Source organism: Rhodococcus sp. IC4_135, assembly GCF_011602025.1.
GTDB classification, from domain to species: Bacteria; Actinomycetota; Actinomycetes; order Mycobacteriales; family Mycobacteriaceae; genus Rhodococcus_F; species Rhodococcus_F baikonurensis.
The window spans coordinates 441,922-454,509 of sequence record NZ_JAAOLG010000001.1; the positions used below are offsets into that span (position 1 = coordinate 441,922).

Sequence of the window (12,588 nt, forward strand, 5' to 3'; positions counted from 1 at the left end):
TTGGCGTGGTGAGTCGTTCGGGTAGAACCTTTGTTGCCGCCGTGGTGGCGAGCATTCTGTTGTCGAGTCTTGGGTGGGGGACAGGTGCTGCCGCGGCGACGGCGGACGAACCGGTAGTCGCGGGCGCGTTGGAGTCCTATAGCGAACTCTCGGCTGCAGTGTTTCCGCTCGGCACCGGTGCGGCGCAGCGTGTCGTGTATCGAACTCTGCGTACCGCTGACAGGTGGGGAGACTCGTCGGGGTCGGTGTTTCTGCCGGAAGGCGAACCACCGGCGGGCGGTTGGCCCGTCATCTCCTACGCCCACGGGACTCTGGGTAGTGCGGATCAGTGTGCGCCCTCGTCGACCGGATTCGGTCCGGGCGAGATCGAACCGATCGAACGCTGGTTGCGCGAGGGGTACGCAGTAGTCGCCACCGACTACTCGGGTCTGGGTACAGACGGGGTACTCGCGTATCTCGACGGCCACGCCGCCGGCGCAAATGCTGTCGACATCGTACGGGCCGCACATGAGTTGTACGGGAACGTGCTGAGCCCGCGGTGGATGGTGGCAGGTCTGTCCGAAGGTGGGCACGCGGCGTACTTCGCGGGACACGAGGCCTCCTCTCGTGCACCGGAATTGGATTTCCGTGGCTCGGTTGTCGTCGCAGGGCCCACGCATATGGAAGGTCTCTTTCCGCTGGGCGGGCCGCTGTTTCCCGATATCGGCATCACGGGATTGGTGGGATACGCGCTGTATGTCCTGGCTGGGATCGACGACCAGCGGCCCGAGGAGAACATTCGCGAGGTTCTCTCACCACTGGGAATCGAGTGGATGGAAAAGGCTCGAGGCTTGTGCGCCGGAGACCTCGGCCGACAGATTCGAGCTGAGCGAATCCAGTTGAGCTCGTTGTTTTCTCGGTCGGTGTGGACGCCGCGTTTCCACGATCTGTTTCGCGAGATGATGCAGGTGCCGGTGGACGGCTACGACCGTCCACTGCGCGTGGTGCAGAGCGTGTCGGACACGACGGTCCCTGTCGCGCTCACCTGGGCGCAACTGGCCGACATGCGTACGCGAGGAACGCAATTCGAGTATCAGGAGCTCAGTGGGATCAGCCACGGCCAAACGACGGTCGCGTCGATGGACCAGACCATGGAGTTCATAGATCGTTTGGTGAGGTGATGTTTTGGTTGTGTGGTTGTTCAGTTTGATTGTTCAGTGTGGTTGTTCAGCGCATTCGTCGCGGGCCGTAGTCGTGGCCGCCGTTGGCGAACCACACGATTGCCGCAATCGCGTACAGGATGCAGACAAGGAGTAGTAGCCCGCCCGCGATCCACAGTGAGATCTGACCGAGTCGTTTCACTCGATCGGACGCATACCGCGATCCCGCGACATCGCCGTCGGCCCACAAGGGATACACGTTGAAGGCATGAGTGAAGGCGGCGAAGGAGAGCGGCCAGAAGAACAGCAGCGATACCACTGCCCAACCGGCATTGACAGGTGGTCGAATCGGGTGCTGAGGAACGGATTGCTGAACGGTGGGTTGATCCGGGGTCGTCATGGGAGCTCCTGACATGAGATGGCCCTTACGACGCTACTGCGATGGAGCTGAAGAATCACTGAACGTACGTGATCAGCCGTAGTGCCAGTCGCGATCCATTTTCCGGAAGTACGGGAAGAGTGTGGCTTCCTCGAAATCGAGATGCGACTGCATATGGTCCGCCAACTCGGCTATTGCGGAGTGTGCCCGGCTGACCGTGGAGGACTCGGTGCTCAGTGCGAGTGTCGCGCGCTTGGCTTCCGACACGATCTCCCCGACGAGCTTGTGCTCGGCCTGCAATCGTTCGACCGCAGGTGTCAACTCGGGAAAGTTCTTGGTCATCACCGGGAACATCCGCTGATCCTCGATGGTGTGGTGCAGAGTCAGCGTGTTGCAGTAGAAGTCGCAGTTGACCCGCAATTGCCAAACGAAATCCGCGATCGTCAGATTGTCGATCATCTCGGGTATCCGAGTCAGGTCGGCGGTTTCGTCCGACAACAGTTGCAGGGCATTCTGGAGTACCTCGATATCGGCTCGCAGAGGTTCGTGAACTTGGCGTAACTGATCGATCATCCTCAGACCGGCGGATGTTGCCATGCTGTGCGAATCAGGGGCGCTCACGTCAGCACTGTTCGGTTCCGCTCCGCAAGCATCCGAGCTACGGGGAGAACGTCGTTTGCTGCCATCTCGATTCGCTCGAACACCTCGGGGTTGAGGATCGTGGTTCCGTCGAAATCACCTGAGCTGAGATAGATCCCGACAGGAGCGGTGAGCGCTTGAAAGAATGCAAACAAGGGCCGCAGGGCATGATCCAACACGAGAGCATGGCGGTCGCTGCCACCTGTCGCGGCAAGTATCACCGGGGTGTTGGCGAGCGCGTACTGATCGACGAGATCGAAGAAGTGCTTGAACAATCCCGTGTAAGAGCCGCGGAAAACCGGTGACGCGGCGATGACTATATCCGCGGACTCGACTGCAACCAGGGCTTCGGCAGTGACAGGGTCGACCTGATTGCGATCCAGAGCAGTTGCGAGCCCGGGAATCAGATCCACGATCTCGATGACCCGTGCGTCGATCCGCTCGAAGTCACTGAACGTTTCGACGATCAGATCGACGAGCGCGCGAGTCTTGGAAGGCTTCTGAAGGTTGCCGACAACGGCGACAACTTTGAGTGGTGTGCTCACCGAAACTCCTATTTATCAGACGATTTCAACGATTCGATTTCCTTGCGCACAACGGGGGCTACCTCGGTGCCGAGGATCTCGATCGAGCGGAGCATGTCCTTCTGCGGAACATTGCCGAAACCCATCTGGATCATGATGCGGTCGTGGTGGAACAGCTCGTACTGCGCCATCGTCTTGTCGATGATTTCTTGCGGGCCACCGAGGAAGAAGGCACCCGCGGTGGTTGCCTGCGCTTCGTATGCCCTGCGCGGCATGGGAACTCCGTTTCCGCGCTGATGATGGTTCTGCATCCAGCCGGCCTGGAAGTACGGATAGGACGTATCGAGTGCTGTTTGCTTCGAGGTGTCGACAAACCCCGGCGAAGCAATAGAGACAGCGAGCTTCTTCGGATCATGTCCGAACTCTGCTGCAGCCCGGCGGTACAGATCGACGAACGGTTCGAACTGTTGGTAGCTCCCACCGATGATCGCAAGCGACAGAGGCAGGCCGAGTTTCGCCGCACGGACCACCGAGGCCGGGGTACCTCCGACCGCGATCCACACAGGAATCTGGCGATCCGGACGAGGTGTCACGTCACCGTCGATCAGTGGTGCGCGAAGTTGGCCCTCCCAGTTGATCGGGTTCTCGTCACGCAGTTTCAGTAGTAGGTCGAGCTTTTCGGCGAAGAGTTCGTTGTACTGGGAAAGGTCGTACCCGAAAAGCGGAAACGACTCCGTGTAGGAGCCTCGGCCGGCAATGATCTCGGCGCGACCTTCGGAAAGCAGATCGACCGTCGCGAACTGTTGGAACACGCGGACGGGATCGTCGGAACTGAGCACGGTGACCGCGCTCGACAGCTTGATGTTGTCGGTAGCCTGAGCCATTGCTGCAAGCACAACGGCAGGGGCCGAGACTGCGAAGTCGGTGCGATGATGCTCGCCGACGCCGAAGACATCGAGTCCTACCTGATCGGCGACGGTTGCCTGTTCGACCAAATGGCGAAGGTGCACACCGGGATTCATCATCGCGCCGGTTGTGGGATCTGGCGTGAGTTCACCGAAATGGTAGACGCCCAATTCGAAAGCCATGTTGTTTCTCTCTATCTGTTCGTGGGGGTGATCGAAAGTTGTTCGGCGTGCGCATCGCAGGCGCCACTGTGATTCGTGTGGCGAGTGACAAGACGGGAGAAGAAGCGGTCGAGTGCCGGAAGCTCTTCAGGTTCGATGAGATCGGAAAAGTACTCGGCGATTCCACGCGTGTGTATGGCGGACGCAGTTCGAAGTGTCTTCTTGCCCGCAGGCGTCATCGATACCGTCACAACGCGTCGATCGTTGTCCGGTCGAATGCGCTCCACCAGTCCCGACTCGACCAATCGATCGACGACGCGCGTCACACCGCTGGTGGTGACCAGGACGAGCTCGGCCAGATCACCCATTCGGATGGTGTTTCCGGGAGCTTCATGCAGGCGGAGTAGGACGTCGTACTGACCAAGGGTGAGCCCGGTGGTAGTCCGAAGATCTGCCTCCATCTTGCCGAGGATGACGCTGTGGGAGACGACGAGGTTGCGCCACACGCGGCCACGTACGTGTTCATCAGTTGGCATCGGTGACGTCCTCCGTTTATTTGCGATCGCAAGTATTGCTTACTCAAACAATACGCTCGGAGAGGTCGAACTATTCCCTGTCGTCATTTCTGCTGGTTGCGGGTATTGACTCGAACTGGTGTTCGAGTACTGTTGGGGGTGGGGATCGGGGGGATTCAATGAGTGTCTTGTTGTCGGATGTGGTGTCGGGTTCTGCGGTGGGGTTGCGCAAACGTCTGTGGCAGTTGTCGGCTTCTGAGTTGCGGGCTGCTTCGGTCGAGGCGAGCGCGGAGATTCTGCGCCTGGAAGCGGTGCGGGTGGCAGTGGTGGACGAGCTGTCGTTGCGCCCGGATGATCAGGTGATCGCGAGCCGCGGGGTCGGTTCCTGGTTGGCGGCGAACACGATGCTGCAGGTGCGGGACGGGAAGAAGATCGCCGCCCTCGGTGCGGCGCTGCGGCCGTTTCCCACGGTGGCAGCCCGGTTCGATTGCGGGGATTGTTCGTTCGATCATGCTGTCTTGATCGTCTCGTTTTGTGAATCGCCGCCGAAGAGAATGCCGGACGAGGCATTGCCTCGCTGTATCGATTTGTTGTTGGCTGCCGCGTCGGGAGTAGAAGCGACGACAACGAAGGTCCGGCATGTGATCGCGACGTTGGAGCGAATCTTCGAATCCGATGAGATTCCACCCGCCGAAGACGTCGACCGCAACGAACTCCGGATCGCCTCGACGTTGAATGGTCGGGTGGTGGTGCGAGGCGATTTCGACGCCCTCACCGGCGAAATGCTGCTGTCGGCGTTGTCGAATCTGACGATGCCGACCCCGGCACCCGATGGAACCCCGGATGCTCGGTCGGCGGCGAAGCGGACCGCGGACGGGTTCACCGAACTGATCCGCCGCTACCTGGACTGCGCCAAGACCGGCATGGATGGCGGCCAGCGGCCGCACGTGAACGTACACATCAACGCCCGGGATCTCGCCGAGCACCGGGACTGCGCCGCATCGACTGCTGCTGCTGACGTCGACGAATGCTCACTCGATCTGAATCTGTCGGATCTCGATGTGGGGCACATGCCCTGGCTCGGACCACTGTCCGTGTCGCAGACCAGGCTCCTCGGATGTGATTGTTTCCTGGCGACCGTTCTGCTCGATGATCACGGGGCGCCGCTCGATGCGAAACCCGGAAAGCGGTTGGTCACCGCCGAACAACGCGTCGCGCTGATCGCGAGAGACAAAGGTTGCGCGTTCCCAGGATGCACATGCGTGCCCGCCTGGACGGATGCGCACCATATTCGGCACTGGGCCAACGGCGGCCCGACGGTGATGAACAACCTGGTCCTGCTGTGCCGTTCGCATCACCGGTTGATGCACCGCAAATCCGGGTTCGTCGGAAAGTGGGAGATCCGGATCGGCGTCGACAACAAACCGTGGTTCATTCCGCCGCCGTCGATCGACCCGCAGCGGCACCCGCGGCCGGCGAACACCACCTTCAAAACCTGAGAAGAACTCGGGCACAACAGAACACGGCCGAGCACCGCATCGAAGAGATCCTCCGATGCGGTGCTACAGACCGTGGGTGGAGTCGAATCAGCGATTCGAGCGTTTCTGTCGGTACATCTCTGCATCGGCCGCATCCCAAGTCTCGGAAAAACTCTGGGACATAGAAAAGTCCGCCCGCCCGACCGAACAGCGCACCTCGGCGCGCCGGAAGGACTGCTCCAAACGCTCGATCAGGTAGTCGACGGAGTGCGGTTGCGTGTCGGACAGAGCGATTCCGAACTCGTCTCCGCCCAACCGCGAAACTACGGCGCCTGGGTGCGCGCATGCTGCCAGGATTTCACCCGCCCGTTGGACGTACTCGTCACCGGCGGCGTGTCCGCGTTCGTCGTTGATGGTCTTCATGCCGTCGAGATCGATGATGATGATTGATCCAGGGTCGGCGAATTGGCGGTATCGCGTTTGCTCGGCTTCGAGGAAGCGGTCCCATCCACGACGATTGAGAAGGCCGGTCAACGGGTCGGTCTCTGCATCGAGTTGCGCAGTTTCGGCCAGGCGAACCGACTGCGCTCGCTGATAGTCGATGTCGAGAATGGTTCCGAGAAGCCGGCACAGGAGTGTGAGTAGCGCTTCATTGTCCTCGAGACCGGAATCGCCTGTGGTGGGGTCGGCGCCGCACAGCGTTCCGAAGAGGCTGCCGTCGCTGTGCAGAATTGGAATGCTCACGTAGGCGCCAATCCCTTCCCATCTGTCATCTCGGGAAAGCGCGGGTACGAGTTCTCGGTTGGACGAGACCGGTGGTGCATTTCCGCAGACGACCTCACTACACATGGTGTTCTGCCACACTCGCGTCTCCCCGACTTCGATGTGAAGTGGGTTGGGGGAGACGGTCAGAAATATCTGGTTCGCGCCGTCGAACCGTGTGATCGACCACAGCGCGAAGGGGAGGTGGTCGTCGAGATAGGAGACGATCGAGCGACTTGCCTGGTCGAAATTAGTCAACGGCGGCAGGAGTGGCATGGATGGGAATGCCGGTGACGGGATGGTGCGCGCCTGACCGTGCGACATTGTTTACCTCCTGATCGACAGTCCGATTCTGTCGACCTTTGGGTTCTTGGTCCCGTGTACGACATATCTCCCATGGACAGTCTGCCTCGAGAATCCTGCGATTGCTGAAAGTGTGCTGTGATTCTTCAGGCCGCGAGGACGGCAATCGAAAGCAGCCAGCTAATCTTCCGGTATGGAGCTGGCGCGGGGAGCGAACACGATCATTGACGGAACGTCGTTGAAAGTGGCGGTGAGCGGTAGCGCCCCGGGCACGGTGGATCTGATGGTGTTCCAACTCGATGATCGCAGCAAAGTGCGCGGTGACGCCGATTTCATCTTCTTCAATCAGCCGGTCTCGCCAGAAGGTGCGGTGCGGCTGGAGGCGGGCGGCGTCATCGAAATCGACACGACGAGGTTGCCCGCTGACATCCACCAGCTGAGTGTGGCCGTGGCGTTGGATTCGGGGGCAAGCGGAACACTTTCTGCAGTCCGTGACATGGGCGTCGTGGTGGAGCAGGCAGGTTCCACAGCCATTGTGGCTCCCGCTTTGGGGTTGACGACGGAGAGGGCGGCGGTCCTCGTCGAGATCTATCGCCGCGGTGCGAGCTGGAAACTGCGGAACGTGTCGGCGGGTTGGGACAGTGGATTGGCAGATTTGGTCAGTGCCTTCGGCGTTTCTGTCGACGAGGAACCGCAGGCCCGACCGGCAGGCTCCGATGAATCGCCGGACGGAATTCGGAGCGTGCCTGACGAGGCAAAACTCTCGATGGTGAAGCGAGAGAAGCTGGATCTGCGAAAGCGTGAGGTGGCCAAGGTCCTGTTGACCAAGGGCGGCAACGGAATTCGCGCGCGAGTAATCCTGGTGATCGACAAAACTGGGAGTATGGCCAAGCAGTACCGCACCAGGGTGGTCCACCGCGTTGTGGAACGGATGGTTCCTGTTGCGATCCAACTCGACGACGACGGCAAACTCGAGCCGTACTTGTACGCGGTCAGCTTCGTCAAGCTTCCTGAGATCTCCGTGCATGACGCGGAAGCGTGGTCGGACACCTACCTGCACTTGCGAGGATCACACGGCGGTGTCAACTACGACAAGATCGGCGCGGTCAATCGTGAAGTGCCGATCATGACGGAGATAGTCTCCGGCCTGACACGTGGTTCGGCGCCCACGCTTGTCCTGTTCTTCACCGACGGCGGTTTCAGCGAGCGCAAGGAAATCACGAAGTTGATGCGCGAAGCGTCTGGGCTTCCCGCCTTTTGGCAGTTCGTCGGAATCGGCAAGGCCAACTACGGAGTGCTCGAGAAGCTCGACGACCTCGACGGCCGGGTGGTCGACAATGCCGGATTCTTCGCGCTGGACGACATAGACACCGTCGACGACGCCCAGTTGTACACCCGATTGCTGAGTGAATTCCCGGATTGGCACAAGGCGGCGGTTGCCGCGGGCATCACGACGCCGTGATTCAGTTGGTCGAAACCAGCTGCGGTGCATTCTCTTTCAAGAACTCGTCGATGAACGCCCAGGTGGAGTCTCTCGCGGTGGGGCCGGCAACGAGTCCGAGGTGACTGCCCGGTGCCTTCTCGAACCGGACCGACTGCGCTCCGATGAGGACCGACGTGATTGCTTCCACCGAAGCGATGGGTGCAATCACGTCAGTCGTGCCGCCGACCGCGAGAACAGGAACGCTCAGAGCTGACAGTTTGATCTCGCGTCCGGCGAGCGTGACGGCGTCGTGGAAGAGGTTGTTGCCGAGCATGAGTTGTTCGCAGATCTGCTGAAACGCCTTGCCCGGGTATCCAGGCATGGCCGCCATGAACTTGTCGATTGATTCCATGCGAGCCAGAGTCTCGGTGTTGTGGAGGTTGCGCACGATGAACCATGGCTTGAGCACTTCGCGTTGTAGCGCCGTCACCTTGTAACTCGCCTGAACGAGTGGGGCGGGTAGTCCGCCGACGAGATTGGTTGCGGAGGTGAGCGGGGTGTCGCCGGTGTATTTGCCGATCAGCCGCAACGGGCTGATAGCGGGAATCTTCGTGTAGTCGATGGGCGTTCCGATTGCCGTGATCGATGCGATCGGAAGGTCGGAGTGGGCGGAGCCCGTGAGCAGAGACATGGTCCCGCCGAGGCTCCATCCGATCAGCGAAACAGGTGCCCCGTCATGTAGGTCCGAGATGGTGCGGATCGCTTCGGGGATGATGTCGTCGACCCAGGCCTCGAAGCCCATTCCGCGGTCGGAGTACCGCATTGTTCCGTAGTCGAGAAGATAAGGAGTGTTACCGCCGTCCAGTAGGTGTGCGGCGAGGCTCTGGCCTGCACGAAGGTCGTAGCAGTCAGCTGAAACTGCGAGCGGCGGTACGAGGAGAATGGGGGTGCCTTTGGGCGTCCACAAGGCGCCGAAGCGATACAGATCGCGGTGTGGACCTTCGCTGATCAGGACAGACGGGGTGCGTTCGGCCTTCTCGACACCGTCGCCGAACGAGAGCCCCCACGCGTTGCGCGCCGCGGTGTCCAGCGTCGGACGCCATGTCGCGATCAAACCACTGATATCCAGCACTGGTTGCCCCTCGGAGTCGGATCGGTGGACGGCTGAGTCAGCCGCGCCCGGTGTATGTTACCTGCCTTCACATACATCGACCCTGGGGGTGTAGAAACCCAGCTCGGCAACGGAGCCACCGTGCCGAGCTGGGTTGATCGGGGGCTACGCAGCAATCAACAAGCAGCGATCACCAAGCAGCGATCACCAAGCAGCGATCACCAAGCGGCGACCATCAGGCCGGGACGATCAAGCCCGATGCCGTCGTGGCCGTTGCGTAACGCTGTGCAACGTCTTCCCAGTTGATGACGTTCCAGTAAGCCTTCACGTAGTCGGCCTTGACGTTCTTGTACTGCAGGTAGAAAGCGTGCTCCCACATGTCGAGCATGAGCAGAGGGACGATCCCGATGCTGATGTTGCCTTGCTGATCGGTGAGCTGCTCGATGACCAATCGCTGCCCGATCGTGTCGTAGGCCAGTACGGCCCAGCCGGATCCCTGCAAAGTGGTTGCTACAGCGGAGAAGTGGTTGACGAATGCGTCGAAGGAACCGAAGTGCTCGTCGATCGCGGCTGCCAACTCGCCCTCTGGTCGCTCACCGCCGTTGGGGGAGAGGTTCTTCCAGAAGATCGAGTGATTCGTGTGGCCGCCGAGATGGAAGGCGAGGTTCTTACTGAGCAGCGGCGCCTTCGTGGAGATCGTGCCGTCCTCACGCGCAGCAGCCAACTGCTCGATTGCGCTGTTGGCGCCCGCCACGTACGTGGCGTGGTGCTTGCTGTGGTGCAGTTCCATGATCTCGCCGGAGATGTGGGGCTCGAGCGCGGCGTAATCGTAATCCAGCTCGGGGAGAACGTATTCAGTCATGTGACATGCCTTCCTTTGAGGAGATATTGTGCGGGGACAGGTTTCGGTACGTTCGATCGTGATAGACCAGCGGCTCCAAGACCTGCTGAGGATCGATCACGTCGACTACGCGGGCGGTGACGATCACTGCGGAGTCACACTTGTTGGCAGTCAGAGGAACCGCGCGTAGAGCGTGGCCCGTGCCGTGCAGAAATGGTTCACCGGTCGGCAGAAACGACCAGGGCATGTCGTCCCCGAAGCGCACCGCGCCGCGCGTGGCAAACGTGGAAGCCAGTCGCTCGTTCGTCGAATTCGCCAGGTGAACAACAAAACTGCGGGCGGAAGCAATGACGCTGGCAGAACCTCGCAACGACTGCAGTGAGAATGCCAGAACTGCCGGATCGGCGCTGATCGAGATCACCGACGACGACGTGATGCCGGCCGGACCGTCATCGCCGGTTGCCGTGATGATCGAGACTCCGGCGGGATGGTTTCGGAACGCTTCTACGAAGGAGCTCCGTATGGACGGCTCCAAATCGACAGGGCGATCCGAAACAGATTGAGTGCCAACCAGTTTTGTGGTCACTCCTCGCACCTCTTTTGCATCGGGTTTTACTGTCGTTGCACTGTCTTGTGCAACACCGACGTTAAAACCTCGAGTGCAGTTGAGGTCAAGGCGCTGTGGCGGACCTCACCGTCCGAGCTTGGTTGCCAGACGTTCCATGTATCCGACAACCTCTTCGGGGCTCTTGTCCGGAGTGCCGAACATTGCCTCGGTGACACCGATGTCTGCCCAGTGGGCAAGCTTCTCCGGATCGGGTTTGCCTGCCAAGACCGTTATTTCAGGCTCGCCGACCCTACCTGCTTCGGCCCAGATCTTTCGAAGCAGTTCTACGTTTCCGTCGATCTCCTGCTCGATGGGTGTAGTGATCCAGCCGTCGGCAGACTTGGCGATCCACTTGAACGTCTTCTCGTTGCCGCCACCGCCCAGGAGGATCGGCGGGCGGGGCTTCTGAACTGGCTTGGGCCAGGCCCAACTCGGGCCGTACTTCACGAACTGGCCGTCGTACGACGCTTCTTCCTTCGACCACAGTTCGCCCATGGCTTCGAGGTATTCGCGGAGTGCGGTCCGGCGTTTGTTGGGCGGTACGCCGTGGTCTGCGAGTTCCTCTGCATTCCAGCCGAATCCGACACCGAAAACCACGCGACCGTCGGAAAGGTGATCCAGCGATGCGATGGTTTTCGCGAGAGTGATCGGATCGTGTTCGAGGGGCAGGGCCACCGAGGTGCCCAGTCGGATGGTGCTCGTGACCGAAGCCGCGGTACCCAGGGCGACCCAGGGGTCGAGTGTGCGCATATAGCGGTCGTCGGGTAATTCTGCCGACTGGGTTCCGGGGTGATCGGAGTCCCTCGAAACCGGGATGTGCGTGTGCTCCGGGACGTAGAAGGCGTCGAACCCGTTCGCCTCCGCAGCCTTCGCGGCATCGGCAGGGCGGATGCCGCGATCACTGGTGAACAGGCTGAGTCCGTAGCGCACTGGTTCTCCTTCGATGGTCCGTTCGAAAAACTGTAACCTGTTGCATCTGCGTTCGGATACGTTTCTCGCCCAGAAAATCGCTGCGACCGTCGCTCACGGGAGAGATCGGCGGCTCCTCGATTCTGCATCTGCAGTGCAATTCCGGTCAGTATTCGTTGTGGCTCCGTGATGCTGCCGCCGGCCGGAGAAAGTTCGACCGAGTCTTTCTTCGTACGGAACGGTGATCTGGCTACCTGATCTCGACGAGTGGGCCGAGGGGATTGCCGCTGTTCTGGCGCCGAACGGTCGATTCGTTCTGGTGGAGTTCCATCCGTTTGCCATGCGTTTCGACGAGAAGTGGTTCCTGGCATACCCGTACGGAGGCGGGGCTCCCATGACCGAAGCCGGTGGCGTTGGCGACTACGTCGCAGATTCAGCCGACCTCGTCTTGCCGGGCGCTCCGGGAGGCGGAGTCGAGAACGCCGAAAATCCCTTCCCCTCATGTGAATTCAACTGGTCTATTGCCGAGGTGTTCGGCGCTGCGCGGCGTGCCGGATTGACGATCGAGTCATTCGACGAGTATCCGTACGCCAGCGGTCGGCAAGGATTCGAAGAGATGACCCAACTCGGCGACAAGCGTTGGGGAGTCCCGGCCGGACGTCCCGAGATCCCGCTGATGTATTCGCTGTCTGTTCGCTTGGCCGACTGGGGCCTATTTCCCCCGCATTTGCGGGTAATTGCCGACACAGGTACTAATTACCCCCATGCCCACGACGCCACTGACACGACGCATTGCCGTCGACCTGTGCCGTCTTGGTGCCAACTGCTGTTGCTGTTGATTCCTGCCGACTCTCCTGAGTGAGAATGGCGCCTCTCTGCGCGCCTTCGTCC

Annotated in this window: 14 protein-coding genes; 4 read left to right on the forward strand and 10 right to left on the reverse strand. The window is 60.5% G+C overall.

The features are described 5' to 3' along the window. Nucleotides 1-8: 8 nt before the first annotated feature. A complete protein-coding gene (locus G8767_RS02180; protein WP_235170225.1) occupies nt 9-1,160 on the forward strand; it encodes a lipase family protein in 1,152 nt (383 codons plus the stop codon). Between the two features lie 46 nt (nt 1,161-1,206). Here the strand turns inward: G8767_RS02180 and G8767_RS02185 are convergent, their stop codons facing one another. From G8767_RS02185 to G8767_RS02205, 5 genes are all read right to left on the reverse strand, one after another. Beyond that, nucleotides 1,207-1,539, reverse strand: coding sequence for a CD225/dispanin family protein (locus tag G8767_RS02185; RefSeq protein WP_095968630.1), 333 nt, complete (start codon nt 1,537-1,539; stop codon nt 1,207-1,209). Between the two features lie 72 nt (nt 1,540-1,611). Beyond that, nucleotides 1,612-2,139 (reverse strand): hemerythrin domain-containing protein, encoded by a 528-nt coding sequence (locus tag G8767_RS02190; RefSeq protein ID WP_095968631.1) that lies wholly within the window; start codon nt 2,137-2,139, stop codon nt 1,612-1,614. After that, on the reverse strand, nt 2,136-2,702 hold the full coding sequence (gene msuE / locus G8767_RS02195) for an FMN reductase (RefSeq protein ID WP_166809209.1): 567 nt from the start codon (nt 2,700-2,702) through the stop codon (nt 2,136-2,138). Before msuE ends, G8767_RS02190 begins: the two co-directional genes overlap by 4 nt. An 8-nt stretch (nt 2,703-2,710) precedes the next feature. Further along, the gene (locus G8767_RS02200; protein ID WP_166809210.1) at nt 2,711-3,769 is read right to left on the reverse strand and encodes an LLM class flavin-dependent oxidoreductase; all 1,059 of its coding nucleotides are present in this window, start codon (nt 3,767-3,769) and stop codon (nt 2,711-2,713) included. 11 nt (nt 3,770-3,780) lie between these two features. Further along, entirely contained in the window at nt 3,781-4,284 is a 504-nt protein-coding gene (locus G8767_RS02205) for a MarR family transcriptional regulator (protein ID WP_166809211.1), read from the reverse strand. Nucleotides 4,285-4,442: 158 nt separating this feature from the next. Here G8767_RS02205 and G8767_RS02210 point away from each other — a divergent pair, with 158 nt between their 5' ends. Beyond that, entirely contained in the window at nt 4,443-5,762 is a 1,320-nt protein-coding gene (locus tag G8767_RS02210) for an HNH endonuclease signature motif containing protein (protein WP_166809212.1), read from the forward strand. An 87-nt stretch (nt 5,763-5,849) separates the two neighbouring features. Here G8767_RS02210 and G8767_RS02215 read toward each other — a convergent pair whose 3' ends face one another. After that, nucleotides 5,850-6,827: a GGDEF domain-containing protein gene (locus G8767_RS02215; RefSeq protein WP_166809213.1), complete on the reverse strand. Its 978-nt coding sequence runs from the start codon at nt 6,825-6,827 to the stop codon at nt 5,850-5,852. A gap of 172 nt (nt 6,828-6,999) precedes the next feature. Here G8767_RS02215 and G8767_RS02220 point away from each other — a divergent pair, with 172 nt between their 5' ends. Next, nucleotides 7,000-8,268, forward strand: a complete 1,269-nt coding sequence (locus tag G8767_RS02220) for a VWA domain-containing protein (RefSeq protein ID WP_166809214.1) — start codon at nt 7,000-7,002, stop codon at nt 8,266-8,268. A gap of 1 nt (nt 8,269) precedes the next feature. Here the strand turns inward: G8767_RS02220 and G8767_RS02225 are convergent, their stop codons facing one another. The 4 genes from G8767_RS02225 to G8767_RS02240 form a co-directional block, all read right to left on the reverse strand. Beyond that, nucleotides 8,270-9,361: an alpha/beta fold hydrolase gene (locus G8767_RS02225; RefSeq protein ID WP_166809215.1), complete on the reverse strand. Its 1,092-nt coding sequence runs from the start codon at nt 9,359-9,361 to the stop codon at nt 8,270-8,272. Nucleotides 9,362-9,575: 214 nt separating this feature from the next. Next, nucleotides 9,576-10,202, reverse strand: coding sequence for a superoxide dismutase (locus G8767_RS02230; RefSeq protein WP_095968638.1), 627 nt, complete (start codon nt 10,200-10,202; stop codon nt 9,576-9,578). Beyond that, nucleotides 10,195-10,767, reverse strand: coding sequence for a flavin reductase family protein (locus G8767_RS02235; RefSeq protein ID WP_095968639.1), 573 nt, complete (start codon nt 10,765-10,767; stop codon nt 10,195-10,197). Before G8767_RS02235 ends, G8767_RS02230 begins: the two co-directional genes overlap by 8 nt. Before the next feature lie 105 nt (nt 10,768-10,872). Further along, a complete protein-coding gene (locus G8767_RS02240) occupies nt 10,873-11,718 on the reverse strand; it encodes an LLM class F420-dependent oxidoreductase (RefSeq protein ID WP_124567713.1) in 846 nt (281 codons plus the stop codon). A gap of 220 nt (nt 11,719-11,938) precedes the next feature. Here G8767_RS02240 and G8767_RS02245 point away from each other — a divergent pair, with 220 nt between their 5' ends. Beyond that, nucleotides 11,939-12,559 carry a hypothetical protein gene (locus G8767_RS02245; RefSeq protein WP_240951821.1) on the forward strand — a complete coding sequence of 207 codons (621 nt, stop codon included), beginning with the start codon at nt 11,939-11,941 and terminating at the stop codon, nt 12,557-12,559. The last annotated feature ends 29 nt before the right edge of the window (nt 12,560-12,588 follow it).

Coding starts and splice junctions, on each gene's coding strand:
- G8767_RS02185 (WP_095968630.1), bottom strand. CDS start 1,539: ATGACGACCCCGGATCAACCCACCGTTCAGCAATCCGTTCCTCAGCAC.
- G8767_RS02200 (WP_166809210.1), bottom strand. CDS start 3,769: ATGGCTTTCGAATTGGGCGTCTACCATTTCGGTGAACTCACGCCAGAT.
- G8767_RS02205 (WP_166809211.1), bottom strand. CDS start 4,284: ATGCCAACTGATGAACACGTACGTGGCCGCGTGTGGCGCAACCTCGTC.
- G8767_RS02210 (WP_166809212.1), top strand. CDS start 4,443: ATGAGTGTCTTGTTGTCGGATGTGGTGTCGGGTTCTGCGGTGGGGTTG.
- G8767_RS02215 (WP_166809213.1), bottom strand. CDS start 6,827: ATGTCGCACGGTCAGGCGCGCACCATCCCGTCACCGGCATTCCCATCC.
- G8767_RS02220 (WP_166809214.1), top strand. CDS start 7,000: ATGGAGCTGGCGCGGGGAGCGAACACGATCATTGACGGAACGTCGTTG.
- G8767_RS02230 (WP_095968638.1), bottom strand. CDS start 10,202: ATGACTGAATACGTTCTCCCCGAGCTGGATTACGATTACGCCGCGCTC.